Consider the following 26,259-nt stretch of genomic DNA (forward strand, 5'->3'; position numbering starts at 1 on the left):
GATCGTATTGAATAAGAATCGACTCGGCTTCCTAATTCTAACCATCCTGTCTTTTACACTTATGTCCGCTGTTCCCATATCAGCAGAAGCAATGAGAAAGATTGACAGCTTTGATAAAGAAATAGAAGCCATACGTCTTGGAGAAAAGCATAAGGGTGTATATGTTCAGAGTATAAAGAAAGTGCCCATGACGGCGATTCATGACAGGCAGGTAGTCGTCCAACTAACTCCCGGAACTTCTTTAGATTTCCCTGAATATGAAGAGGTCCAAGCGGATCCATTACTCCTATTACGTATCCCTGTACAGCTTGACTACCATCAGGAACTCCGCCGGATTCAAAGTATGGAGGGAGTGGAAAGCGCTTCCCCTAATATCATTTATACTCCGATGTACAAGCCCTCGGATGTCTATTACCGCTCTTACCAGGATTATTTAAAAAAGATTGGTATGGAACAGGCCTGGGATGTGACCAAGGGCACAAAAGAAGTGAGCGTGGCAGTGATCGACTCGGGAGCACTGCCTTCCCATGAGGATCTGCAGGGTCGTTTGACAGCAGGGTTCGATGCATTTACGAACGGTCCCGTCCGTTCTGATGGTGCGGGACATGGAACCCATGTAACAGGGATACTTGCTGCAAACACCAATAGCAGAGGTGGTATCGGTGTTGCACCCGGTATTAAAGTGATTCCTATCAAAGCTGGAGATGACCGAAGCGTCTACACTTCAGCAGTCCTGCGCGGAATCGATTACGCTGTCGATAACCATGCCGATGTCATCAATATGAGTTTTGGAAGCTTTTATAATGACCCAGCCGTACAGGAAAAGCTGCTGGAAGCCTACGACGCTGGAATTACACTCGTAGCCGCTTCCGGGAATGAAGAGACCAACGTCCCTGCTTACCCGGCCGGCTACCCTTGGGTGATTGCCGTCGGCGCAACCGACACGACCTCATCCTCCCCAAGACATGCGCCGTTCTCCAATATCGGCAGCCACATTGATGTCGCTGCGCCGGGGGTGGACATTTTCAGCACAAGTTACGACGGCACATACGGAGTCGGCAGTGGTACTTCCTACTCTGCACCGATTGTCAGCGGACTAGCCGCCTTACTGATATCCGAACATAGAGACTGGGAGCCTGCCGATGTGGAATATGCCCTTCAGGCAAGTTCCGATCAGCTGCTCCGCGGAGAATCTAATGAACAGCTGGGATTTGGACAAGTAAACGGCGCTGCTGCTCTTCGCACCGGACTAAAATCTTTAGAAGAGGACTCCACTGCATGGGACCTCAGTAAAACAAGGCCCCTTCAAATCGGATCGCTTTCCGAATCGTTAAATTATCCAAGTGACAGAGACTTATATAAATGGAACGCGGAGGCACCAGGGCAAGCTTCACTAAGGCTTCACCATCCAGCCGGGCACATCGACCCCGTCCTGGTCGTATACCGGGAAATGAACGGATCGATTTATGAGCAGGACTACATCGACGAACATGGTCAAGGAATAGCCGAGACGCTCACGTTTCAAGCTGGAGAGGGCACCTATTACATCGGTGTGTATGACTACTATGAGAACTGGTCTGCGCAGCCCTATACTCTTACGCTTGATCAGGAGCTTCCACAGGCCGAGAGAATCAGCGGTACAGACAGATTCGAGACAGCAGTAGAGATCTCCAAACAGGGATGGCAGGATGGAGCAGGTTCCGTCCTGATTGCAACAGGATTTGACTTTCCCGATGCTCTTTCCGCTTCTCCGCTGGCGTATCAGTTGGATGCTCCCATCCTTTTGACAAGACCTGATCGGTTGGGAACAGAAACGAAACGGGAAATAGGACGACTGGGTGCATCTTCGGTTTATATCATCGGAGGCATCAACGCGGTATCTGCCAACGTAGAAAAAGAAATACGGTCACAAGGCCTCCAAGTGACAAGAGTTGCAGGGGGTGACCGCTATGAAACTTCTGTAGAGATTGCTGAAGAACTGAAGCTATTACTGGGAAGGTCACTGACGAGTGCTGTCGTTTCGTCCGGCCGAAACTTCCCGGATGCCCTTGCGTCCGCTCCCTACGCTGCAAGGCATTCCCTGCCCATATTATTGACAAAGGAAAAAACGCTGTCACCTGAAGTGAAAGAGATTACCGATACCTTGCAGGAAACCATTGTCATAGGCGGAACGGGTGTCGTGAATGATTCCGTCGTGCGTATGCTCCCGAATCCCGTCCGATATGCAGGAGAGAATCGCTTTGATACGGCTGTAAGGTTTATAGAAGGTACAGGTATGGAGGCTGATGGAATATATGCTGCTACCGGCTTTCAATTCGCAGATGCGTTGACCGGTTCCGTCCTTGCAGCCACGGAATCGAAACCGATCGTGCTCGTACGTCACGACCGGATACCACCGGAAGTCATCACATTCTTGAACAGCGCCTCTCCTGAGGTGATCTCCATTCTGGGTGGTACAGCCGCCATCAGCAAAGAGGTAGGATATCATTTAAGAAAGTTTTTGGATCAATAAATAGGAAGAGCCCTCTCCATAAATGGAGAGGGCTCTTCCTTTACTTCAATGACTCAAAATAGGCATCCGACCATTCCAGAAGCTGCAGAATGTCCTGCTGTTCCTTGGCAAATGATGCTTTTGGATCGTCATATTGGTTCTCAATACGCTCGTTTGTTTCCAGATCGATAATGCGTGGTGCGAAACGACTGTTCTCAGCGATGTAGAACCTGCCGTTTTTAAAGAAGGAACTTGTCGGTACATAATACCTCATACCTAAAAGGTTATTCTCATAATGAAGCAGATCATGTCCGAAATAAATAGTATCCGGTTCCACACCAAGAAGATTCAAAACGGTCGGCATCATATCGATTTGACCGCCGAGGTGATCCACTTCACCCGAAAGCTCCTCTTCCTCTCCCGGAACGCCGATAACAAATGGAATGTTGAAACGCTTGGCCAGTGAATAACGGCCACCAATGAAATCATCAAGCAAATCCTGGTCTTTGGATGTAAGCAGTTTTCCGTGAAGGCCGGAATGATCCCCATACATGGCGATGACGGAATTTTCCCAGAGTCCTTTATCTTTCAGACCTTGGAAGAACTTCCCTAGCTCCTGATCCGCGTAATGGACAGACTGTAGATAGTTACCGGTCAATGTCCCTTCGTATTCCTCAGGAAGATCAAGTCCTTCCTTATCTTCCGGCATTTCAAACGGGGTATGACTTGTTAACGTAAGCGCATGCGCGTAGAATTTACCTTCTTTGTCCGCAATATTGTCCAAAGCAGCAAGCGAACGTTCGAAGAAAACTCCATCGGATGGGCCAAAGCCCACCGTATCTTTCTCCCCGTAGAATTCCTTTGCATAGTAATCATCGAAACCGAGGGCCGGATACATGACATCTCTGTTCCAATACTCGACTTCGTCCGCGTGCATCGTAACGGAGTGGTATCCGTTCTGATCAAGAATTCTCGGCAGGGACGGAATCTTCATATCGGTCATTTCCTCTGAGGTAGCCTTATTTCCCAGTGGATAGAGAGATGTATTCATCAAGTATTCCGCATCAGCAGTATTGGCAGATCCGATCTGCTGATAAAGATTGGAGAAGTACATGCTGTCTTTGATCCATTTATTGATGTTAGGCGTTATCTCCTGACCGTTTAGTGATTTTCCAATGACGAAGTTCTGCAGAGATTCCACCTGAATCACAATCAAGTTACGATCTTCAGCTACACCGAAATGATTGTGCTCACTCATTGGTACATAATCATTTCCTTTTGTTTCTTCAATCATCTCCTGCGTCACGTTCTGATCTGCGCCGGAGAAAGCGAGAGCCGTCTCACTGTTTGCCCGGTCCTGGTAAAACTGGACAAACTGTGAATTAAACAATCCGTTCTCCTTCGCAAACAAAGCGCTGTCCAGCATCGGATCGCTCTTACTCATCTGAAAATTGACGATGGAAGCAATTAATCCAATAACAAGCAGGCTGCCCATCCATACGTTCGATGTGTAGTTGCGGGTCTTTCTGCCCCACTTTCTCGTCCATACCGTAAGGATGGCGAAGAGGACGAGGTCGGCGAAGAACAATAAGTCTGTCGGCCGGAAGAGCATCATCGCACTTTCATTGACACTTCCTACTTGATTAAGCTGAGTCAAATCATAATAGGTAGGAATGGTACCGAAATACCGCTCATAGACAAGCATGGAAATGAACAGGAGGGTAAGAATGACATCCAGAACTATGTAGACATAGACTTTCCCTTTCTTCAGAACCAATTCAAAGGCGGCAATTAAGGTCAACACGACCATGAATTCAAACCATATCCCCCTGAAAATGTTCGTGTCGTACAGCAGTACATATCGAAATATAATAAACTTTAAAGCGATCATGATAGAAAAATAGAAAAAGTAACTCTTTATTAACCTTGTAATAGAATCTTTCATATAAACACCTCTACAATATTCTATCGAAGTGTTAAGATTATGTAAACGATTTGTAAATAATCACAGGGTCATAAGCCGCTCTTATTCTTATTTTGTTCACATTTCTATGACGATTGTGTGGAATCTCTTTGATATGTTTTGACTATCCTGTGTACTATAGACTAAAATGACTACGTCAAAAAGCCGCACCTTCCCACTGCCGTCAACATTACATTCCAATGACGACATGATTGCAGCACCGGGACGATCGGACAATAGAAAAGAAAGGGAGAGATCCATGAAACAATGGACGATTATAATGGCAGCCCTCTTATTCTTTGTAATGGCGCCTTTAACTATTGTAGAAGCACATACCTCACTGGAGAGTTCTAATCCAGAAGCTGATTCTACCGTGGAGGAACCTGTGGAATCGATTGAACTTACCTTCAATACTGAGATTGAAGAAGCGAGCACCCTGACCATCACAGACGGAAACGGAGAAGTGATGGAGCCTGCTTCTGTAGACATTGCAGATAATATGATGACCGCAAACCTTAATGATCCGCTTCCTGCCGGTGACTATACGGTGAACTGGAACATCGTCGGTGCAGACGGTCATATCATTGAAAAGGAATTTACCTTCACCACAACTTACGAAGAGCCGGAAACAGTGGAAGAAGAAGCGGTGGAAACACCATCCGATGAAGGACAGGAAGAGTCTCCAGATCAGGAAGATTCCGCCGTTGAGTCCGAGCAGGATACTGCAGATGAGGACTCAGGATTCCCCGTCTTCTTTTACGTACTTCTCGGCATCATTATTGCACTTGTTCTCGTTTTAATCGGACGTCTTGCCTTTAGTAAGAAGTGATAATAGATGATGGAAATTACGCTTTTCGCAGCTGAAGTCGCTCTCTATATCTCTTTCTCTCTTTTAATTGGGGGATTATTGTTATTACTGATTGCAGAAACGTCTAAACCACCGATGGTTATACCGAATAAGCTGATTATCACGGCGAGTATGCTTACGATCGCTGCGGCCTTTCTGCCGATCCTGCCCGTTACCCGAACGCTTGCCAGGGTAGACACGTGGCAGCAGGCATTCATGAACGTCCTGTTTACATTTTCCATAGGAAAATCATTTTTATTCATCACCTTATTCGGCGTGCTGCTTCTTTTGATTTGGACAATCAAAGGGGCAGCGGAGAATAAGTACCTTGTGTCGCTTTCGCTCGCACTCGTCATTGCCATGATTATCAGTTACACCCAATCCAGCCATACCACTTCCCTTGCAGGCTGGCAGGGGCAAATGGCTCACACAATTCATTTTCTTGCCGTCTCCCTCTGGCTGGGGATTTTGTTCATTGTCAGTTGGCTGTCTAAAGGAACGGAAAACTGGAGTGCTTTTTTACGCTGGTTTACACCGACGGCAATCGCTGCCCTGCTCATCGTAACCGTCTCCGGTTTCTTTACGATGTCGATCGATCTGCATGCATACGGGAATACGAACTTAGGTACTGTTCAAGCCTATGAAGACGGTCTCGCCTCAAGCTATGGACAAGGGCTGCTTTGGAAACATCTGTTTTTCTTGGCCATCATTATGTTCGCTGTGATTAACGGTATTCTCTTCAGGAGGAAACGGGAAGATCAAACATTCAATCCGTTTCCATGGACCAAGGCGGAAAGTCTGTTCGCTCTGATTGCCTTCTTATGGACGTCTTACATGGGAAGGGTGGGAATACCGAGTCAGGGAGGCACACCGGCTGCTGATGCCTCTTTCTTATACTCGGTCTTTACCGACAAACAAGAAAGCGGAATCGTCGATGTCACTTTTGCTTTCGGTCCAATGAGCTGGCTGTTGCTCCTGCTTGGTACACTTTTTCTTCTGCTTGCCTTGGTGACAGCAGTGAAAAAATCTTCTGTATCCATGACAGCAACGGCGGGCGCCGCCATGATCATTACCTTCTATCTCGGCGTCATGACCGGTGTCCAATAAATATAAAAAAAACGAATCCTTATAAGGATTCGTTTTTTTATTTTGTTTAGAAACATCTTTCTACTCCAGTCTCACTGGTTCATTTTGTCTTTGATATATGCAGAAAGAAATCAAGATCTTCCTGGAGATGGATTTGTAGAAGGCGTTCCGCTTCTGCTGCATCCCTGCGTTCGATTGCCTCATATATCTCCTCATGCTCATCAATCAAGCGCGGGCGGTCATGATAGACGACCGTTTTACGAAACAAGTAAATAATCGACTGCATCCGGTTGATCGTCTCGATCATAAACCGGTTCTTACTCGATTCTACGATAATATCATGGAAGCGCTTGTTTGAATTCATCATCTCTTCATGATTGCCGCGGCGGCTGACAACGATCGTTTCCTTCAGTTCCGCAAGCGTCTCTTTGTCCATATACGTTGCCGCTGTTCTGGCTGCGTCGCCTTCCAATAAGATGCGTACACGGAAGATATCACGCAGATCTGCTTCTGTCGGCTGAACGACTTTTTTTTCTTTTACAAGCCCTTCCTCCTCCAGCTTGCGTAACGCTTCGCGAATCGGCGTCCGGCTGATTCCGAGGAGCTTTGCGTATTTATCTTCTACCAGTTTTGTTCCTGCAGGGATCTCCCCGTCTACTATCTGCTCTCTTAAGTATTCATATGCTTGCACGTATGCTGTGTTCTTTTTCATCTATGTACGCTGCATAGTCCAGCAGCTTTCGCCCTCCTCTAATACACCTTTTTCCAATTATAACATGGTTGGCAAATACTTATTTGTGTACATTTTTTATTTTTTTGTATACAAAATAGAGTATATACTATACAATAAGAACAATAAATGAAAGCGATACCATTACAAAACGGAGGGATTCTACAATGAAGATAGGATTTATCGGCTTAGGAATTATGGGGAAACCGATGGCAGGTCATCTGATCGCCCATGGACATACAGTGAAAGCTTTCGACCTTAACCAGAAGGCGACAGAGGCACTGGCCGCCCAAGGAGCCATCGCTTGTACGAGTTCCAAAGATGCCGCTTATGAAAGCGATGTCATCATTACGATGCTTCCCAAAGCTGCGCATGTGGAGAGCGCCTTATTCGCAGAAAACGGCGTGGTGGAAGGCGCCAAACCGGGCGCCATCGTCATCGATATGAGTTCGATCTCCCCGGTCGAAACGAAGAAAATAGCGACAGAATTGAAAACGCATCACCTGCGGATGATGGATGCACCAGTGAGTGGTGGCGAGCCGAAAGCGTTGGACGGAACCCTTGCTATTATGGCAGGCGGAGAAGAAGAAGCTTTCCAGGAAGTGCTGCCGCTGTTGGAATGTATGGGAACGAACATCGTTTTGGTAGGAGCGGTTGGCAGTGGTACAACAGCGAAACTGGCCAATCAGGTCATGGTCAATGTTAATATCGCAGCGATGTCAGAAGCCTTCATTCTGGCTGCGAAAGCAGGTATCGACCTTCCGAAGATGTACGAAGCGATTCGAAGCGGCCTTGCAGGAAGCGCTGTACTGGATGCGAAAGCACCGCTTATTTTCGAACGAAATTTTGTTGCCGGTGGCAGAATCGATATCAACGCAAAGGACTTGACGAATGTATTGAACACAGCGAAAGAATTGGAAGTAGATATGCCGCTCTCCGATCGTGTTCTATCCATGTTTAATGAACTAATTACAGATGGGAAGGCATCAGACGATCACGGCGGACTGATCCAGTACTACGAGAAAACAGCCGGTACGAAGGTAGCTGCACCAGTTTTCGAAGGAAAATAAAGAAAGGATGATGAGAATGATCGAGACACATAATCCAGAATCTTATATCAAAAGCCTGCCTGTACAGAACGAAGAAGAATGGGAAAACGCATTTAAGGATGCCTACGCAGACTTCCAGCACAAAATCGTTGTTCTTGATGATGATCCCACTGGTGTGCAGACTGTACACGGCGTTACCGTTTTTACCGACTGGGAGGAAGCGACGATCCGCAAAGGGTTTGAAGAAGACGGACAGATCTTCTTCATCTTGACGAATTCCCGTGCTTTCCGTGCGAAGAAGACGGAAGAAGTCCACAGAAGAATCGCCGCTCGTGTCGAGCAGATTGCACAGGAAAACAACACTCCCTATCTTCTAATCAGTCGGGGAGATTCGACACTTCGCGGCCACTACCCATTAGAGACAGAAGTATTAAAAAACGAATTGGAAAGAAGGTCAGAACGCAGGATTGATGGGGAAGTAATTCTTCCTTATTTTAAGGAAGGAGGAAGGCTGACGGTGGAGGGCGTTCACTATATCGTCAGCGACGGAAGCTGGACCCCCGTTGGAGAATCGGAATTTGCCGGAGACCGGACGTTTGGCTTCTCAGCCAGTCACCTGGGCGACTATGTGGAAGAAATGACCAACGGTGCTTACAAGGCTGAAGACGTTACCCATGTCACACTCGCTTCTATACGCCAAGGCGAAATCGAAGCGATTACAGACCAACTGATGAAGGTCGATCATTTCGGCAAAGTCATCGTCGATGCCGTGACGGAAACAGATGTAAAAGTATTTACCATCGCTCTCATCCAGGCACTCCAGTCTGGAAAAGAATTCTTATATCGAACGGCGGCAACCTTTACGAAAATTGTAGGCAATATCCATTCAAAGCCTCTGTTGACGAAAGAAGAACTCGTCCATGACCGCTCTGAACAAGGCGGCCTTGTCGTTGTCGGTTCCCATGTCCAAAAGACGACAGACCAGCTGGAGCAGTTAAAAACGATCTCCGGCCTTCACTTCATCGAATTCAACAGCCACCTTGTCCTTGAACCAAAAGCATTCCGTGAAGAAGTGGAACGTGTGAGACGAGAAGCAGATGAGAAAGTGGAAGAGGGAACATCAACTGTTATTTACACAAGAAGGGACCGTCTGGAGTTGGGGGACGGCCAGGAAGAGAAAGAGCTGATGCTTTCCGTCCAGATATCGGAAGCCGTAACAGCCATCGTCCGGCAGTTAAAGAGCTCTCCGAAATATATCATCGCTAAGGGTGGTATTACTTCAAGCGACGTTGGGACAAATGGTCTTGGTGTAAAACAGGCGACGGTCAAAGGACAGGTGGCGCCAGGTGTACCTGTTTGGGAGACGAGCGAAGAAAGCAAATACCCACATCTCCCGTATATTATTTTCCCGGGCAACGTCGGAACAATCCATACATTGAAAGAAGTCGTCGCGTTGATCGACTAAATCCTTTGAAGAGGTGAACCCTAATGCTAACAGGAAATCTACTGATTCTCGTGTTCTTCCTTTCTTTGGCTCTCCTATTCTTCCTTATTCTAAAGGTCAAGCTTGAGCCGTTTCTTTCTTTACTTGCTGTGGCATTGATGACAGGTTTGATCATCGGCATGCCGGTTTCGGAAATTCCAGGCATTATCGTCGGCGGTTTCGGTAACACACTGGCAGGGGTCGGTATTCTTATCGGCCTCGGCGTCATCTTCGGCCAGTTTCTCGCCGCTTCCGGTGCTATCGAAAAAATCGCCAAGTCCATCCTGACCGTCTTTGGACTCAAGAAGTCCCCGGCAGGTCTTGGTCTTACTGGAGCTACGGTTGGTATTCCCGTTTACTTTGACGCCGCTTTCGTCATCCTATCCGGGCTTGTCCGCAGCTTATCCCGTCGTACCGGCATTTCGATCGTCACCTTTGTCACAGCTCTCGGGGTCGGTTTGATCGTTTCCCACAGTATGATTGCCCCGACTCCGGGCCCGCTCGTTGTCGCAGAAAATACCGGTGCTGATTTAGGACTCTTCATTTTATACGGATTAATCTGCGCCATTCCTGCGACGCTTGTCGGGGGATACTTATACGGTACATTCATCGGTAAACGCGTCCGCTCCGGTCAGGATGAGGACGCGTCTGCCGAAGTGGCAGCGACCGTTGAAGAAACAGGACCGACGATCAGCACTGGCTTATCGTTTACCATCCTCCTGCTTCCTATCGTATTGATTCTTTTGAATACGGTTACAAATTTAGCGGTACCGAATACGGGATTCGCAAGCATTATCGGACTGATCGGAGATAAAAACGTCGCGTTGTTCCTCAGTGTCCTCGTTGCGATTATCGTGCTGCCAAAGTACATTCAGAAACCTAACCAAACGTTGTATAATGAAGCGCTTAGTACATCAGGAAGCATCCTGCTTATTACAGGAGCCGGCGGAGGATTTGGTGCCGTAATAAATGAGAGCGGTATCGGAGATCATTTGATTCAGACGATGCAGAGCTGGAGTATCCCGGTCATCCTGCTTGCCTTCCTGTTTTCTCAAATTCTGCGCGCTTCCCTCGGTTCCACGACTGTTGCGCTTGTCACCACTTCCAGCATCATGGGACCGATGATAGTAGAACTGGGCGTCTCCCCTGTCCTTGTCGGTCTGGCGATCTGTGCCGGTGGTGTCGGGTTATCCCTTCCGAACGATTCCGGATTCTGGGTGGTCAATCGGTTCAGCAAGCTCTCTGTTCCAGATACACTGAAGGCCTGGACACTCGGTGGATTTATTGCCGGGGTCAGTGCTCTTGTTATGGTCTTCCTCCTGAGTCTGTTCAGCGGCATCCTGCCCGGCATATAAAATAAAGCCCGTCGTTCCAATGGAACCGACGGGCTTTTTAACTTTCCTGTTCCGCTTGCTTATACGTGTGAAACCTCAGTTTTTATACGATGTTTCCGCCTTAATTACCTGTGTGCCTCCGATGAAATCATGGATGGCCCGCTTATCTTCCCGGAAAATGACCATGAAAATGCTGACGATAATGGTCACTCCGAAGCTCACGATACTCAGCAGGTAATAGCCGACGAATTCTCGAAGAATCATATTCGATAGTTTCACCTGTCCCCCATCTTCATAACGATGCACCTTGATTTTACAAATTCGCTTACCAAGGACATAACCACTCCAGATTAACGGTGTGATGATTAAGTAAAAGGTGTAGAGCAGCTGCCACTCCAACGTGTCCGCCCAATCGGTTGAAAATTCCCCGGTAATTGCAAAATAAAGCAGTCCGATTACAGAGACGAGGATTAATGAATCAAGGAACGAAGCGAGCAGTCTCGATCCGAACCCTGCTGGTTGTTTACGTTCCACGGGATCTCCCCCTTTTTCTCTTTCTACAATACCCTACGATTTTACCAGAGCTGACAGGCGGACATCCAGTCATGATAATAGAGAGGCCGGGAGGATTATCTGCCCGGCCTCTCTATTAATAAGCGCCTTCTGAATAAGTCAGTTCATAACTGTGGGTGTATATTTCAAAGATATTTCCGAATGGGTCTTCCACATAGACCATTTTAAACGGCTTTTCTCCCGGATAATATTCCCGGATCGGCATGCGCTGTTTCCCACCATGAGCCTTGATCTTATCGACCATGCCTTCAATATCCGGGTCTTGAATACAGAAGTGAAAAATACCGGTCTTCCAATATTCGAAGTTGTTCTCCGGTTTTTCATTATTCGGGAATTCAAACATCTCCACTCCGATCTTATCTCCTGTAGCCAGGTGGGCGATCCGGAATTCCTCCCAATCATTCCCGAAGACGTCCCGGCACATCTGGCCGATTGGTGAATCATCATTTTTCACAGGAGACGGGGCCATAATGACATACCAGCCGAAGACCTCTGTATAAAATTTAACTGCTTCATCCAAATCAGGAACGGATAGACCTATATGAGAAAACGAGCGTGGATATGGTAGCATAATACTTCCTCCTAGTTTCTTTTTTCTTTCAGAACCCATTATAATAGGGAGAAGTTCCTTACGTAAGTATGCACTTTTTTGTAAGACACTAACCCGCAGGTAAGAAAGGAAGGAAGAAATGGATGCATCTTTGGATTCAAACGGAAAACTAAAATGTTCAATTGAGTACACATTGAACAAAATAGGCGGCAAGTGGAAAACGGTCATCCTCTGGCACCTGACCGTCGATGGTACACATCGGTACAATGCACTCCGCAGACTTCTTCCCGGCGTCTCCCATAAAGTTTTGAGTCAACAGCTGAAAGAACTGGAAGAAGATGGATTCATCAATAGAACTGCTTATAATACAATTCCCCCGAAAGTGGAGTACTCGATCACGGCTTCCGGAAAAACATTACTTCCTATTTTGGAAGCCATGCACCGCTGGGGAACAGAACATGGATCCGAATCTAACGAGAAAGGAGAATTATAATGGGTTTATGGCAGAAAGGACTGCTCGCCTTTGCACTACTCGCTTTTCTATACTCCTTAATGAACCAAAGCACGTCGATAGAGATCACACTTTTCACTGCCGGTTTGATCCTTATCGCTTTCGGTTGGCAGTTTATGACAGATGACAAGAAAACAATCGGATTCATCTATATCATTCCAGGAGGATTCTTCTCTTTCATCGGCCTGATGGCTTGGCTGACATAACTGTTTTCGCTACTCTGTACAAATGAAATAAAAATAAATAAAACTTTTTTCGTCAAAAAGTGATCCAAGCTTCTCTCCTCTCCGATAGCTGAGTGAAAGAAAACAAATAAGACTCAAAAAGGAGAGGAAACAACAATGAAGTTTAAACGAATTTTTGCCGTATTGATGGCAGTCATGCTTATGGTTCCATCCCTCGCATTCGCAGACAGTAAGGATGAGGCGAAAACACCGGTCCAAACACCGGCCGCTGATTTAAGAGCTGACTTAAGCAGTCTACTTTCCGCTCACTTTGAATACCAAGTACTTACAGCAATCAAAACCTATCAGGACGCTCCTGATGCTGATGTTGCCCGTGAAATGCTCGAGAAAAATGCCGATGAAATGACGGCTGCAATCGAGTCACTGTACGGGGAAGAAGGCGCGAAGCAGTTCGCAGACATCCTTTCTTCCCAGTATGAAGACAGCACTCAATTGGGACAAGCTCTGAAAGACGGCGACACGACAGAAGCTTCTCAAGCACTTACAGAAGACTTCCCGAAAGAGTTCGGTGCCTTCCTTGGAACAGCTACAGAAGGCAACCTTCCAGCTGAAACAGCTACAGAAGTATTGATGGCTCATGAGCAGGATGTCATCGATGTTGCAACAAGTTATGTAAATGGTAACTACGAAGAAGCTTACAATCAGTTTGATGAAGGTTTCGAGCGCATGTACACAATCGGTACAGCTCTTTCTGACGCTATTGTTAAGCAAATGCCTGAAAAGTTCAATGATACAAAAGCCGTCACACCAGCTGCCGACCTTCGCATGACGTTCAATCAGCTGTTGGGTGTACACTTCGGCTACCAGACACTTACAAGCCTGAAACAGACCCAAGGTGCGGATGATGCAGAGATCGTAACAGAGAAACTGGAAGAAAACGCTATGGATATGAAAGCTGCCGTTTCCTCTATCTACGGTGAGGAAGGCGCACAACAATTTGCTGACATCTTCGCTTCCCAGTATAAAGACAGTGCAGACCTTGGTATGGCGATGATGAACGAAGATATGGATAAAGCGGACGCAGCGAAACAGTCCCTTACTCAGGATTTCCCGAAAGAACTGGGTGCTTTCCTTGAGACAGCAACAGAAGGCAACCTCCCTGCTGAAACAGCTGAACAAGTACTGATGGCTCACGAACAAGATGTGCTTGACGTCGTTTCTTCTTATATGGATGAAGATTACGAAATGGCTTACCAGACATACGACGAAGGGTTCAAACGTATGTCCACAATTGGAACGGCTCTTTCCGGAGCAATCGCGACACAAATGCCGGACAAATTCTCTTCTGAAGTAATGCCTGAAACAATGCCTGATACAGGTATGGGTGGAACAGCTTCCAACTCCATGTCCATGTGGGTATGGATGGCAGCAGCTGTCCTTGCAGTCGGTGGAGCTTTCGCCGTAGCCCGTAAAAAAACAAACGCATAATTGTAGATAAAAAAAAGCAGGAAGCCTAAGGCTTCCTGCTTTTTTTGGATTTTCAAGAGTCAATTCCTACTCTTCTTTAACCTGCCAGGCACCACCGCGGCGGTCGTCTCCGACGCCGTACATGGTGCTGTTCTGCTTATCAACGACCAGCCCCTGGATTCCACCGTAATAGAACGGAGAATCCTCCAAATGGACGGTGTATCCACGTTCTGTAAGCTTCTGCCTCGTTTCCTCATCGAATTCCTTCTCGACATAAATATCGTCATCTTCGATGTAGAAACGTGGTTCCTTGACCGCATCCTCTAGCGGTTCCTCATACACAAGGTTTCTGGTAAGTACTTGTGTCAACACCATTGGAATCCGTTTTCCTCCCGGCGTACCGATTCCGATCAATTGATCTTCATTCCTCAGTATCGTCGGCGCTGTAAAGCTCCTTGGGTGTTTCCCAGGTTCATACTTGTTCGCACCTGTTTCGCTCTTGCTGAAATTCCGCATCGTATCATTCAGAAAGACACCAGCGACGTTCTGACCGGACCCGAAAAAGTTACTCAGTGAGTGCGTTGCCGTAACGACCATTCCGTCTTTATCAATAACTACAAAGTGGGTCGTGTTATCATCATCCTCTTCGTCCGCTACCGAATCGTTGACTTGGTAATCTTCAGACAATCGGTCCATAGAAATAGTCGAAGCCATCTCTTCTGCATAATCGATATCTGTAAGCTTGTCGAAGTCATTGTCAAAATAACGGGGATCGGCTATTTCACTCAACCGATCATGATACGTCCGCTTCGAAATTTCTCCAATTAAGTGGATGAAGTCCGCATCATTTCCCTGCGCACTCTTAATATCAAGCATGTCTGCCATCTGCAGTGACTGAATCAATGTCGGTCCTGCAAGAGGAGGTGCTGCCGAATACACGTCATACCCGGCAAACTTCCCGTGAACAGCTTCATCCTTTTGAATCTCATAGGAAGTGAAATCACTCTTTTTAAGACCGTCGACATGTGCAACGATTTCATCTGCGATTGGTCCATTGTAAAACGCATCTGCTCCGTCCTTTTGAATCAAACGCAGCGTTTCAGCCAAATTCTTCTGGACGAGCGTTTCATTCGGCTGAATCGGACGCCCTTCTGGGAAGAAGTTCGGCGTATCCGAAGCACGCATCCTGTAGGAAGCGGCCGTCAAACGTTCCGTGATGAAGCGGTCGTTGGCAAATCCGTTCTCCGCATACCCGATGGCAGGCTCGATCAGTTCTGCCATATCCACCGTTCCATAGTCCTCATGCACAGCCTCCATCCCTTTGACTACACCAGGAATGGCAAAATTACTTGCCGGCTTAGCTCCGGATGGGGGAGCGATTTCTTTATACTTATAGTTGACCGGTGTCTCTTCTCCGGAAGGCAGGACGAGCATCTCTCCTCCACCGCCGATTCCGGAACCGTACGGCTCAACGACCCCCAGCGTATAGCTGACCGCTACTGCGGCATCTACAGCATTTCCGCCGTTTTCCAATACTTCCATACCGACTTTGACTGCAAGTGGATGGGAGGAGCTGACCCCGTACCCATTCGCCGTTTCCAAGGCCGGTGTTGACTCGACCTCATAATCCGTTTCGTCACTTTTCAGGAAATCGAATTTTCCTTGACTGTAATAAATGAAACCGACGCCTAAAATGACGACGATAAATAAGGTGATGAATATACCTTTATTCTCCAAGCATTCGTGCTCCCTTCCTCTTCCATATCCACTGACTTATCATCTGCTTCTATTAATTTAATACACTATGTGGCAAAAATAACGTTCCTAATTATAAGCGATTTCTCCCGGAAGAACAATACGACGAAAAAAGCACACCGTTGTCGATGTGCTTTGGGTATTAAGACCCTAACTGGTACTTTTCGTAGTAGTCCGCTTTGTTCGCTTCCCAATCGGCAAGGGAAGTTTCATAGACTTGCTGGCCTTCTTCATCATAGACGCGGACGACACTGCCGTCGCTTGTGATGGCGTATTCTTTCTCTGCTTCATTCGACACAGCTTCCATATTATCAGAGCCTCTGGTCACAGGCTGTGCTTCCGCTTCTTCCTGCTGTTTCTGGAATGTCTCAATATGCACTTCCTCGTTCGCTGAAAGAGATTCTACCTGTTTGAATTGTGTCATAAAAACGAGAGCAGCAGCCAACAAAGCAAAGGGTACGATTGATTTAACTAGTTTCATTATCTATAAGCTCCTTATGATAAAAATGAAATTAACGCGCTTTCTGTTCCTTCAGAATATCGGAATGATCTACTTCTATGACGAGCTTGCCGTTCTCTTCTGTATAGTTATCGTCCGGCTGACCGCGAGTCAGCTGCATGAAGATTTTCTTCTGCGTGTACGGATTCTTCGTCAAGGAAGGCCGCGCTTCCCGGATCCGCATCGGATTTATTTCAAAACGTCCGGTCCCATCTTCCATCAAATCATATTGAACAAGGGCACTGTCTCTTGTACGGGACCACCCCTGGTCAAAAATGAAGTTGCCCAGACTGTAAAAGATGACGGAATCGTCATAGACTTCCACAGGCGATAAGACGTGTGGATGGTGGCCGATGATTACGTCTGCTCCCGCATCGACGATCGCATGCGCCATTTCCTCCTGTCTCGGATGCGGCTCGTTATCATATTCGGCTCCCCAGTGGATATGGACGAAGACCATATCCGCATTCTCTTCGGCTTCCTTGACCCTTGGAAGAACGCTGTCCAGGTCCGACACAGCCACGCCTGCTCCGAATTCAAGGGCTCGGAATCCAGGAACCGTCACATCCGTTACGCCAAGCGTTGCCACAGTCATTCCATTGATTTCCTGATAATCGATTGCTTCTGCTTCTCCTAAATCTTCCCCAGCCCCAACATAGTCGAGTCCCGATTGCTTCAGTGATGCTGTCGTATCCAGCAAGCCTTGTTCACCGTAGTCCATCGTGTGGTTATTTGCCAGATTGATATTGGTGAAGTTGTTCGCTTTCAAAGCTTCAATCGGTTCCTCATTCGAACGGAGCAGAATCGCTTTATCTGTTTCCGTGTAGGCATCTTCTTCTCCAAGCGTTACCGCATTTTCAAAGTTTCCCGTAACATAATCAGACGATTGGAAATAAGGGGAAACATTCTCAAATAAGTAATCCGTCCCATTTTTATCCCGGACATCCGTTACGTGGCGGCCGAACATCATGTCACCAACGAAAGAGGCTCGGAATGTAGAACCCTCTTTCTGTTCCGCTTCCGGAGCGGACGGTGAATAAAGCCATTCGAATCCGACGATAAACAAGGTAAGGATAAGAAGGGCAATCCAGACATGTTTGTTCGTTGATTTTTTCTGCCGCTTCAGCGTCTTTAAATACTTTTCTTGAAAGGTTAGTTTTTTTGACATTTTACATCCACCCTATATCAGGTAATAAACCGTCATGATCAGGAAGGTCAAACCGCTGAGCAGAAGGGTACTGACCGTCGTCAAGACGAGTCCCTGCTTCTGCATCGTATTTGCAATCAACCCAGGTACGATGACCCCGATCCCACGGAATTCCATGATTTCGAATGGTACGACAGGATATAGAAAGTCAAACAGCAGCTTCAGCACAATTCCCGTACTGAGCATAGCTGCGAATTTCCTACGGCCGTATAGAATAGTGAATTTAGATATACCGTATGTAACGATCACATAGGTTAACAAACTCAGGAAAAAGACGACAGCCAAGAAGATTGGCTGATCAAAAACGAGGGCCAAATATCCTGGGACGACAAGACCCGCAGGCAGGACGCCTGTTTTTTCTGCAAATATTAAACTCAAGATGATTCCCAAAACGAGGGATATATATAAATCAGAACCGAACATTTATCTGTTTCCTCCTAGATGACTTGTGGTTTTTGAACCTTATATTCCTGTAATTGCTCAATCATCGGTTCGGCTGCACCATGGATGTTACCGACACCATAAAGGACACGGCCGTTCATCATTCCAGCCAACACGTCCATAATCTCGTCCGTAGACTTTCCTTCCAGATCGATAAAGTTCTCGACCCTGATGCTTCCTTCTTCAACGGCTTGTACAATCGGCTCCGTCGTTTCTCCGATCAACACAAGTGTATCTGTTGGAATGTATGGAAGGACATCTTCGGCAAACTGTTCTGTACGATCGACCCGGTCCTCCCGGCAGTTCATAATGACAATCGGATTTTCAGTTGGATAGCCTAGAAACTCGACCCGTTTCCATATATTAATCGTCGAAGTGGCATCATTTGCCGCGAACCCGTTGACGAAGTAGGAAGGATTTTCATAGTTTCCAAGTGGGAGAATACGCATTGCCCCTGGATCGGGCTGGGCATTCAACATTCCCCGGAAAGCGGTCTCTTCATCGATACCGATGGCTTCTGCTACGGCAAGAGCAAGCGATGCATTTTCCGGAAACACCATATACTCAAACTTCAACAGAAAGTCATCCGGTATTCTTGAATTATCTGCAACAATAACTTTAGTATTACGTTCCTGTGCTGTTTCACGAAACATATCAAGATAAGGGCTTTCTGTCACGATCAAATGTCCGTTGTATGGAATGGTCGCTGTAAAGGAATCCGCCACTTCATCCAGTGTCGGCCCAAGCACATCCATGTGGTCCTCCAAAACATTGACAATAACCCCGATATTGGCCTGCAGCATTTTCTCCTGGAATGTGACTTGATAATCAGGGTTAACCGCCATACACTCACTGATCAGCGCTTCTGCACCGCGATCTGCCGCCTCTTTAACAACCATCCGCTGTTCACGGATATTCGGGCCCTCCGCACGACGCTTGATCGGCTGTTCTTCCGGTGTATCCCAGAAAATCATGCGGGCGGATGTTCCCGTCGTCTTTCCAATCGTTTTATAACCTGCTTCTTTAACGACCCCCGTGATCAGGCGGGTGACGGTTGACTTTCCGCGAACCCCGTTCACGTTGACACGGATCGGGAGCGCATTGATATGTTTCTTGTGCTGCTGCCACTCCAGGGCACCAATGACAAGAACCAAAATCAATACGATCGGAATAAGTAACATGTCTTTTCACTTCCTCTATGGTGTAAATTCTTTACTAATCTCTACAATAACCTCAATTATTATAGAATAAGTGATAGTATTCTACAATATCTGTTTCATAGAAAATAACTATTTGTCGAATAATAAATAATAACCCCCTTAAAAAAAGAGGGATATTTTAGAATTTTAATAAACAATTCAAAAAGAATGTTATATTCCGAATTTTCCATACAAAAAAACCACCTCCCATTGGGAAGGTGGTTTTTCCAGTATATTATTCCTGCTCTAATTGATCTGCTACCTCATCACTGACGGCATTCGTTCCGCCAAGGACTTGGAAATTGTTCAAATCAAGTTTTTCGATTGTTTCTTCTGTCGTTACCGGCAGCTTGTCTTTTCGGACAAGAAGCATGGATGCATCTTGTTTGGCAGCAAGGACAGACCCTGTAAGTGCATCAGCGAAATCCGCTCCTGTCGCAACAAAAGTTTTCCCTTTTGGTGCGGTCAGTTTCTCAGCAATGATGGAGGCTGTTTCATAACGATCGGCTCCTTTGTAGCGGGTCGGAGCAGGAAGCATAGCTTCTACATCTTCCGAAACAGCGTTTGTTCCACCGACGATGATACTCTGGTCGAAATCACGGAGAGCTGTCTTCGTGATAGCAGGAAGCTTATCTGTCTTAGATAACAGAATCGGATACCCTTCCTTCGCTGCGTATGGAGCGACTGCAAGTGCATCTGGGTAATTGAAGCCGTCGGCTACGATGACGTTCTCAGGATTTCCACCAAGACGTGCAGCGATACCGGCAGCGGTTTGGAACCGGTTCTTACCGGAAATACGCTCGACCTGGACCCCTATACCGTTAAGCTGATATTTCACATAGTTGGATACGGCACCGGTACCTCCAAGGATAACCGCATTCTTCGCACCAAGGCGTTTGATTTCTTCTGTCACTTTACTGCTCAGACCATCTGTCTTCGTCAAAAGAATCGGCGCATCCTTCTGGTAGGCAAGCGGCGCACCAGCTAAGGCATCAGCGAATTCGTCGCCGCGTGCAATGACAACCGTATCTGCGTGATCCCAGCCTTTTTTCGAGATTTCGATGGCTGTCTCATAACGATCGGCTCCTTTAACACGCTCGGTCGCCTTCTCGATGATTCTTCCTTCTTCTTTCGGGGACACGGTTTCTTTTGCATCTAAATATTCCGTGAATACTTGATAGTCAACGAAGAACAATTCTTTCATCTTACCGGCATCTTTCGCTTCCTTGAAGCTTGTATAGCCATCTCCGCCGTCAGCAATGAAAGCGTTCGTCGCAATTGTATATTCTTTGTCCAGATCGAGTGGTTCAAACCCGTCGTCCGTCTTCACTTTAACATCGACAATTCGTTCACCGACTTCATTGGAGCGGTCGAACGTGTACTGCAGTCCGGAAACGTGGGCAAAACGACCGCCGCCGTTTTCCAGATCGCTCACACCATTTTCAAGCGCACGGTGAATCTGGTCTCCTGTCAGATCAAGCGTTACAAGGTTGTTGGCAAAAGGCATTGTCGTCAATACCTCACCCATTGTAATCTCACCTTGATCGATGGAAGCACGGATTCCTCCACCGTTATGAATGGCAATAGATGCTTCCGGAACGCTCGTTTGTGCTTTCCAAAGCATGGAATCTGTTATCAAGTTCCCAAGGTTGGTCTCTCCCTGGCGGACATCTGCCCGTTCCCCGTTCAGAGGAACTGTCGTCTCTCCTACCACCTGCTGCTTCAGCTCATCCAGAGGTTTTTCCAATTCGGTCAGCAGTTCCTGCGCCTCAGGATCCGCCTCAATGATATACTCCTCGTCTTCGTTCTTAGCGTCAATTTCGATCAGGTTCTCGTCCCAATCAGTAAGGACGCCTTCCTCGTCGAAGCTTACTTGAAGATCTCCAAGGAATTCACTATATTCCCCCGTTTGAACGACAATGGTAGGTTCTCCGCCCTCATCATAAACAACGGCCTCATCAAGCTGCGTATGGCTGTGTCCGCCGATGATAACGTCGATGCCGTCAACTTTTTCAGCCAAATCGTCATCATAAGTGACCCCGACGTGTGTTAAGGCGATGACCTTGTTTACACCCGCATCTTCAAGCATTTTCACCGTTTCTTCTGCTTTTTCAATGTAATCTTCAAAAGCTATCGTTTCTCCGGGATTAGATAGGTATGCCGTCTCTTCCGATGTTAATCCGAATACGCCGACTTGTTCGCCATCCACATCAATGATCGTTGCAGGATAAATGTTTCCCGCTTCCCCCGGTTTTCCGATTTCATTTTTAAATACCGCATTCAATCGTTCGTTTTTGCTGTAATCAATGTTGGCACTGACAATCGGGAAATCTGCTTCCGCAATAAAGTTGGCAAGCGGCTCAGGACCGTCGTCGAACTCATGGTTTCCTGGGACCATGGCATCATAGCCCATCATATTCATAAACTTCACATCAGCAAGACCCTTGTACTGATTGTAGAAAAGCGTTCCGGAGAATACATCCCCGGCATCCAGCAGAATGGAATTGTCACGCGCTGCACGGATTTGATCGACCAGTGTCACCTTACGGGCAACACTGGATAGATGCGCGTGCGTGTCATTGCTGTGCATGATGGTTAAGTCAAAATCCCCCTCTGCCGCCTGGACTTCCCCCGATGGCAAAGCGAACGTACCTAGAGCGATGGCTCCTGTGGCAGCAACAACCGCCAATGGTTTAAGTTTCTTCATGGTTCTACCTCTCCCCTATATCGTTATGATTTACTCTTTTAAATCATCCATGACATCATCACTTACCGCATTCGTTCCACCGAGAATGTGATATTGACTGTAATCCTGTTCTTCTATAACTTGTTCGATAGATTCAGGAATCTGCTGTTTCTGCACGAGCAGCATCGGGGCATTCTCCTTCGCTGCAAGAACAGAACCTGTCAACGCATCTGCAAAATCCGCTCCTGTTGCGACGAAGGCATGATTCGTCTTTCCGAACAGTTTTCCAGCTATTTCTGCGGACGTATCATAACGCGTGGCACCACTGTACCTTGTTGCATTCGGCAATTTCTTCAAGATCTCTTCACTGACTGCCGCCGTTCCGCCGAGAACGATGGTCTCTTCCATACCGGACAACGCACGTTTCGTTTCCGCAGGCAGTTTATCCGTCTTAGTCAGAAGAATCGGGTAGCCGTTGGCCGCTGCATAGGAGGCAGCTGACAATGCATCCGGGTAGTTTCTCCCATCCGCTATGACTGCTTTATCCGGGCTGCCGTCCAGGCGGGCAGCGATGTTCGCTGCTGTTTCATATCGATCAGCACCTTTGATCCGTTCTACGGACAAACCTTCTCCCTTAAGCTGGTACCCGACATAGTCAGATACTGCGCCTGTTCCACCTAAGATAATGGCCTTCTTCGCACCCAACCGTTCGATTTCCGCCTTCACTTCAGCCGAAAGACGTTTCGACTTCGTTAAAAGAATCGGTGCGTCCTCTTTAAAGGCAAGCGGTGCACCTGCCAGAGCATCCGGGAAGGAGTCTCCACGTGCAATAACAACGGTATCTGCTTCCTCCCATCCCTGCTTAGATACTTCAATAGCGGTTTTATATCGGTCTTCTCCAGACACGCGCTCTACCTGCGTACCGAATTCCAATTGAGCAAGCATCGGATCGTGGTCACTTGCTCTGCCGTCTGCTTCAGAGAAATTTGAGTTAATGTTTACACTGTCGATTTCCGCCAATTTGGCAAGGTTATTGCTGACCAGGATATGGTCGAGCACCTGGGCATTCCCCTGGTAGTTATAGGAATAACGTTCTGTGATCGGCAGCATTTCTGTCATGTTTGTTAAAATATCGCCTTTCAACGTTTCCAACGGCTTCGAAAACTCAAAGTCGTTCAAGTCGCCAAGTACGACGACGTTCGCATCATCCACGTTGTCTATAACATCCTGGACAAAACCGTTAAGAACGGCTGCTTGCTTCATTCGCTGCACTTCACTTCCAAGCTCCACAGGATGATTGGCTCCGAAGAGCGCATCGTCTCCACCTTTAGAATTGAAGTGGTTGGCAACGACAATTACTTTCTCTCCCTGGAATTCAAATTCTGCCGCCAAGGACTTCCGCGAGTCTTCAAACGCTTCGTTCAGCGGATCGACACGGCCCGGATTCAGGCTTAATCCATCTTCCGACACTTCGACAGCCGTCTCCGCGTCTCCGTCCTTTTTATCTGTCATCGTTACACGGTCGGGATTGTAAAGGAAGCCGACACGAATGTTTCCTCCCGGCTGACCACCATCCTGTTTATTGACAGGAGCGATGTCCGTAAAGGCATACTCCGGCCCGCCATCTGCTTTAATGGCATCTATTAATTTCTGATAAGACTCATCCGCTTCGACCGTCCCGTCATCTTCTGCCCCGTTGTTATCCTGGACTTCGACAAGTCCGATGATATCCGGCTGTTTCAGGTTCGCGTTGATCGACTCGGCGATTTTATTGACTTTATCCTGATCTGTGGATGCAGAGAAATTCTCCACGTTATAGGACGCGATATTCAGTTCATCTTCGACATTTTCCAGCTTGGTCGTCTCTCTTTTCGTTCCGCCATCAATAATTTCAGGAAAATCGCTCGTCAGGCGGATTTTGAAATTACTGTAGTCATAGCTGACGACTCCGGTGACAGAACCATCCAACTTGTCTCCTACTTTGGCGTTGACATCCAATCCATCTACGTCAAGCTGGATTCGTTCCGGATTGTAATCTTCAGGAGAAGCCAGCAGCCCTCCGGCATTTGTAAACAACTGGTCATCGTTCGTATTCACATAGACAGGGAGCTCGTCATATTTAGGTGGGCCGGTGACCGTGGCATCCTTGAGTTCCACCCGCATTCCTTCCAGACTTTCATAAAAATCCAAACCGTTTTTATCAGGATCAAAAGCGTCTCCTTCTTTAATTGTTACGGTTGGAGGAATCCTGTCTTCCCCGAGAACAATGGCTGCCGGTAGATCATTGCCCGAGGACTGTACAGCGACGGACGTGGAAGTAATCTGCGTCGTCAGAAGGTCTGCTGCATCATCATAACCGTCCTCCCGCCATTCCTTCACTTCTCCATTTACCGACACTTCATCGCCGACTTTCACACCGGAACCTTTCGCGTAGACATAGATTCCTTCTGATGTTGCATCATTATCATCTGGATCAGGCTCCTGCATGTAAAAGCCGTTCGTTCCATCCAGAGCCGTAACGATGCCACCGACACTTGATACGTTGACTCCCTCATAAGGAGAGCTGTGGGCTTCCCCTTGAATATCATGAATAGCAATATCCTCCACATCCAAGACATCATAGGAGAATGTAGATACTTCGCTCGTTTCGCCGTCTTCTTTCACGACGACAGCCTTGACTACCGTGTCTTCGGTAAGCTCAATCGGTCCTTCATAGGCTTTGCTGTCTGCTGAGGGAGATGTTCCGTCCAATGTATAATGTATCGCTGCATCCGGCTGGGCCGTCTGCAGAGTAACCTTCGTACCGGTACTGACTGTCCCGCTTCCCGGGCTGGCCGTCACGGAGAAGAGCTTCTCAATGATATCGCCCTCATCTCTCGGCACGAGACGGTACTCATCAAAGCTGTAATTAACGACACCTTGCAGCCTTTCGTATGTTTTACCGCTTTCCAGAGCAAGAGCAGTTGCCGGACTGATCAGGAACTCGCCGCTGTCATCTTCGGCAATGAAGTCTCCACGGTCGTTCTCACCAGTAACTTCTATATCATCCACTTGAACGAATTCACCTTCGATTGCTTCCCCGGACTCTGCCTGAAAATCAGCCGCTTGTACGACTTGAGGCGCCGGTACTCCTTTAGCAGGGGTCGTAACGACGACTTTGTCCCCGCCGGTTTCAATCTGAGCCATTCCATAGTAGCTTGCGAACTTTCCTTCGGCTGTTATTTCATCACCGACATTTGCCTTCAAACCGGAAGCACGGACAATGATGCCTGCTGTGTCATCCTGTATGTATGCGTTCGTCTGGCCGCCGGCTTCGAACATTGCTGTCACGACACCTTGTACTTTTACTGCAGTACCAATGTCATTCGTTCTTGCATCCGCAATACTTGTGAGAGCAGCTGGATCTTCCGGATCACCTGAATCGGCATCATCCGGGTATTTCCCTAAATGAGTAAATGTATCTTTTGGTAGGCTTTTAAATGAGGTGCTGGTGTCAAAAGCATCATCAGGATTGACATCGCCTGCCAGGCTGTCCGTCTTCCTGGTCAGTGTCACATCTAGTGCGTATTTGTCGGTGGATCCAATCTGGCCGATTGAATCGATGACTTCACCGTTCTTCTTCAGAACGATGACGTCGTCACCATTGAAGTTAGCGACCTGCGAATTCGTGGTATCGGCGACATTCATGATTTCTTTTCCTGCTTGCGCGTGGGCGATTACATAAACTTCACCAGCTTTGAGGGTTCCTTCGAGCTGGAGCTCGGCGGGGTCTACTGCTTTTCCATTAAAATAGGTTTCTAGCGTGAAGGCACTCAAGTCCAGGTCGCTGCCTGTCCCGTTGTACAATTCCAAAGCTTTGTTGAACGAGGATCCTTCGATATACTCTGAGATCAGCAGATCATCAGCGGTCGGTGCTTCTGCGCGGACATTTCCGGCTGGAAGCGTGAAAGCTCCAAGAACGAGCGAACCGACAACCACAGAACTCACACTGCGTACGAAGTAGTTCTTCTTCAAAACAAAACCTCCCATATTAATTTTAATTTCTGCAACAATATTCATTATATAACATTAAATGTAACATTAGTGTAAATTGTATAAAAAATTAGTAAAATAATGAATATTTCCGTTTATAAAAAACCGGATTCCTCCCTAAGGAAAGAAATCCGGTTGATTGGAACTATATAAAAAGAAGGAAGCCCCTCA

20 protein-coding genes are annotated in these 26,259 nt (G+C 47.2%); 9 read left to right on the forward strand and 11 right to left on the reverse strand.

Annotation, left to right across the window (positions count from 1 at the left end; genetic code table 11):
- Positions 1-7 precede the first annotated feature (7 nt).
- On the forward strand, positions 8-2,512 hold the full coding sequence (locus AXG56_RS10660; protein ID WP_062514394.1) for a cell wall-binding repeat-containing protein: 2,505 nt from the start codon (positions 8-10) through the stop codon (positions 2,510-2,512).
- A gap of 40 nt (positions 2,513-2,552) precedes the next feature.
- Here the strand turns inward: AXG56_RS10660 and AXG56_RS10665 are convergent, their stop codons facing one another.
- Positions 2,553-4,436 (reverse strand): LTA synthase family protein, encoded by a 1,884-nt coding sequence (locus AXG56_RS10665; protein WP_062514396.1) that lies wholly within the window; start codon positions 4,434-4,436, stop codon positions 2,553-2,555.
- Positions 4,437-4,713: 277 nt separating this feature from the next.
- Here AXG56_RS10665 and AXG56_RS10670 point away from each other — a divergent pair, with 277 nt between their 5' ends.
- Positions 4,714-5,283 carry a copper resistance CopC family protein gene (locus AXG56_RS10670; protein ID WP_008636747.1) on the forward strand — a complete coding sequence of 190 codons (570 nt, stop codon included), beginning with the start codon at positions 4,714-4,716 and terminating at the stop codon, positions 5,281-5,283.
- 6 nt (positions 5,284-5,289) lie between these two features.
- A complete protein-coding gene (locus tag AXG56_RS10675) occupies positions 5,290-6,408 on the forward strand; it encodes a copper resistance D family protein (protein ID WP_008636749.1) in 1,119 nt (372 codons plus the stop codon).
- Positions 6,409-6,487: 79 nt separating this feature from the next.
- Here the strand turns inward: AXG56_RS10675 and AXG56_RS10680 are convergent, their stop codons facing one another.
- Positions 6,488-7,099: a GntR family transcriptional regulator gene (locus AXG56_RS10680; RefSeq protein WP_008636750.1), complete on the reverse strand. Its 612-nt coding sequence runs from the start codon at positions 7,097-7,099 to the stop codon at positions 6,488-6,490.
- A gap of 161 nt (positions 7,100-7,260) precedes the next feature.
- Between AXG56_RS10680 and garR the strand changes: the two genes are divergently transcribed.
- Genes garR through AXG56_RS10695 form a run of 3 tightly spaced genes read left to right on the forward strand, consistent with a single transcriptional unit; the run spans position 7,261 to position 11,004 of the window.
- Positions 7,261-8,187 (forward strand): 2-hydroxy-3-oxopropionate reductase, encoded by a 927-nt coding sequence (gene garR, locus AXG56_RS10685; protein ID WP_255358537.1) that lies wholly within the window; start codon positions 7,261-7,263, stop codon positions 8,185-8,187.
- Between the two features lie 16 nt (positions 8,188-8,203).
- Positions 8,204-9,631 (forward strand): four-carbon acid sugar kinase family protein, encoded by a 1,428-nt coding sequence (locus AXG56_RS10690; RefSeq protein WP_082794469.1) that lies wholly within the window; start codon positions 8,204-8,206, stop codon positions 9,629-9,631.
- Positions 9,632-9,654: 23 nt separating this feature from the next.
- Entirely contained in the window at positions 9,655-11,004 is a 1,350-nt protein-coding gene (locus AXG56_RS10695) for a GntP family permease (RefSeq protein ID WP_008636753.1), read from the forward strand.
- A 75-nt stretch (positions 11,005-11,079) separates the two neighbouring features.
- On the opposite strand, the gene AXG56_RS10700 is transcribed toward AXG56_RS10695, so the two are convergent.
- Both AXG56_RS10700 and AXG56_RS10705 read right to left on the reverse strand, forming a co-directional pair.
- Entirely contained in the window at positions 11,080-11,517 is a 438-nt protein-coding gene (locus AXG56_RS10700) for an RDD family protein (RefSeq protein WP_062514402.1), read from the reverse strand.
- A 115-nt stretch (positions 11,518-11,632) separates the two neighbouring features.
- Positions 11,633-12,127: a lactoylglutathione lyase family protein gene (locus tag AXG56_RS10705; RefSeq protein WP_026578129.1), complete on the reverse strand. Its 495-nt coding sequence runs from the start codon at positions 12,125-12,127 to the stop codon at positions 11,633-11,635.
- Between the two features lie 118 nt (positions 12,128-12,245).
- On the opposite strand from AXG56_RS10705, the gene AXG56_RS10710 reads away from it, so the two are divergent.
- The 3 genes from AXG56_RS10710 to AXG56_RS10720 all read left to right on the forward strand — a co-directional run bounded on the left by AXG56_RS10710 (position 12,246) and on the right by AXG56_RS10720 (position 14,290).
- On the forward strand, positions 12,246-12,599 hold the full coding sequence (locus tag AXG56_RS10710; protein WP_062514404.1) for a helix-turn-helix domain-containing protein: 354 nt from the start codon (positions 12,246-12,248) through the stop codon (positions 12,597-12,599).
- Complete coding sequence (locus tag AXG56_RS10715) at positions 12,599-12,823, forward strand: hypothetical protein (protein WP_008636768.1); 225 nt, start codon at positions 12,599-12,601, stop codon at positions 12,821-12,823. Before AXG56_RS10710 ends, AXG56_RS10715 begins: the two co-directional genes overlap by 1 nt.
- A 135-nt stretch (positions 12,824-12,958) precedes the next feature.
- Positions 12,959-14,290: a hypothetical protein gene (locus AXG56_RS10720; protein WP_062514407.1), complete on the forward strand. Its 1,332-nt coding sequence runs from the start codon at positions 12,959-12,961 to the stop codon at positions 14,288-14,290.
- Positions 14,291-14,356: 66 nt separating this feature from the next.
- On the opposite strand, the gene AXG56_RS10725 is transcribed toward AXG56_RS10720, so the two are convergent.
- From AXG56_RS10725 to AXG56_RS10755, 7 genes are all read right to left on the reverse strand, one after another.
- Positions 14,357-16,006, reverse strand: coding sequence for a gamma-glutamyltransferase family protein (locus AXG56_RS10725; RefSeq protein ID WP_062514409.1), 1,650 nt, complete (start codon positions 16,004-16,006; stop codon positions 14,357-14,359).
- A gap of 160 nt (positions 16,007-16,166) precedes the next feature.
- Positions 16,167-16,505 (reverse strand): hypothetical protein, encoded by a 339-nt coding sequence (locus AXG56_RS10730; protein ID WP_026578125.1) that lies wholly within the window; start codon positions 16,503-16,505, stop codon positions 16,167-16,169.
- A 31-nt stretch (positions 16,506-16,536) separates the two neighbouring features.
- Positions 16,537-17,691, reverse strand: coding sequence for a CapA family protein (locus tag AXG56_RS10735; RefSeq protein ID WP_008636772.1), 1,155 nt, complete (start codon positions 17,689-17,691; stop codon positions 16,537-16,539).
- Between the two features lie 12 nt (positions 17,692-17,703).
- Entirely contained in the window at positions 17,704-18,153 is a 450-nt protein-coding gene (gene pgsC, locus AXG56_RS10740) for a poly-gamma-glutamate biosynthesis protein PgsC (RefSeq protein ID WP_008636774.1), read from the reverse strand.
- Between the two features lie 14 nt (positions 18,154-18,167).
- A complete protein-coding gene (gene pgsB / locus AXG56_RS10745; RefSeq protein ID WP_026578124.1) occupies positions 18,168-19,352 on the reverse strand; it encodes a poly-gamma-glutamate synthase PgsB in 1,185 nt (394 codons plus the stop codon).
- A 253-nt stretch (positions 19,353-19,605) separates the two neighbouring features.
- Entirely contained in the window at positions 19,606-22,077 is a 2,472-nt protein-coding gene (locus AXG56_RS10750) for a cell wall-binding repeat-containing protein (protein WP_062514411.1), read from the reverse strand.
- 30 nt (positions 22,078-22,107) lie between these two features.
- Positions 22,108-26,070 (reverse strand): cell wall-binding repeat-containing protein, encoded by a 3,963-nt coding sequence (locus tag AXG56_RS10755; protein ID WP_062514413.1) that lies wholly within the window; start codon positions 26,068-26,070, stop codon positions 22,108-22,110.
- Positions 26,071-26,259: the final 189 nt, after the last annotated feature.

The organism is Halobacillus sp. KGW1 (assembly GCF_001592845.1).
In the GTDB taxonomy this organism is placed as follows: Bacteria; Bacillota; Bacilli; order Bacillales; family Halobacillaceae; genus Halobacillus.

Excerpts from the sequence above, each read along its gene's own strand:
- AXG56_RS10735 (WP_008636772.1), bottom strand. The coding sequence starts at position 17,691 with ATGTCAAAAAAACTAACCTTTCAAGAAAAGTATTTAAAGACGCTGAAG.
- AXG56_RS10715 (WP_008636768.1), top strand. The coding sequence starts at position 12,599 with ATGGGTTTATGGCAGAAAGGACTGCTCGCCTTTGCACTACTCGCTTTT.
- AXG56_RS10675 (WP_008636749.1), top strand. The coding sequence starts at position 5,290 with ATGATGGAAATTACGCTTTTCGCAGCTGAAGTCGCTCTCTATATCTCT.
- AXG56_RS10680 (WP_008636750.1), bottom strand. The coding sequence starts at position 7,099 with ATGAAAAAGAACACAGCATACGTGCAAGCATATGAATACTTAAGAGAG.
- AXG56_RS10665 (WP_062514396.1), bottom strand. The coding sequence starts at position 4,436 with ATGAAAGATTCTATTACAAGGTTAATAAAGAGTTACTTTTTCTATTTT.
- AXG56_RS10720 (WP_062514407.1), top strand. The coding sequence starts at position 12,959 with ATGAAGTTTAAACGAATTTTTGCCGTATTGATGGCAGTCATGCTTATG.
- AXG56_RS10690 (WP_082794469.1), top strand. The coding sequence starts at position 8,204 with ATGATCGAGACACATAATCCAGAATCTTATATCAAAAGCCTGCCTGTA.
- AXG56_RS10705 (WP_026578129.1), bottom strand. The coding sequence starts at position 12,127 with ATGCTACCATATCCACGCTCGTTTTCTCATATAGGTCTATCCGTTCCT.
- AXG56_RS10710 (WP_062514404.1), top strand. The coding sequence starts at position 12,246 with ATGGATGCATCTTTGGATTCAAACGGAAAACTAAAATGTTCAATTGAG.
- AXG56_RS10750 (WP_062514411.1), bottom strand. The coding sequence starts at position 22,077 with ATGAAGAAACTTAAACCATTGGCGGTTGTTGCTGCCACAGGAGCCATC.
- AXG56_RS10695 (WP_008636753.1), top strand. The coding sequence starts at position 9,655 with ATGCTAACAGGAAATCTACTGATTCTCGTGTTCTTCCTTTCTTTGGCT.
- pgsC (WP_008636774.1), bottom strand. The coding sequence starts at position 18,153 with ATGTTCGGTTCTGATTTATATATATCCCTCGTTTTGGGAATCATCTTG.
- AXG56_RS10670 (WP_008636747.1), top strand. The coding sequence starts at position 4,714 with ATGAAACAATGGACGATTATAATGGCAGCCCTCTTATTCTTTGTAATG.
- pgsB (WP_026578124.1), bottom strand. The coding sequence starts at position 19,352 with ATGTTACTTATTCCGATCGTATTGATTTTGGTTCTTGTCATTGGTGCC.
- AXG56_RS10730 (WP_026578125.1), bottom strand. The coding sequence starts at position 16,505 with ATGAAACTAGTTAAATCAATCGTACCCTTTGCTTTGTTGGCTGCTGCT.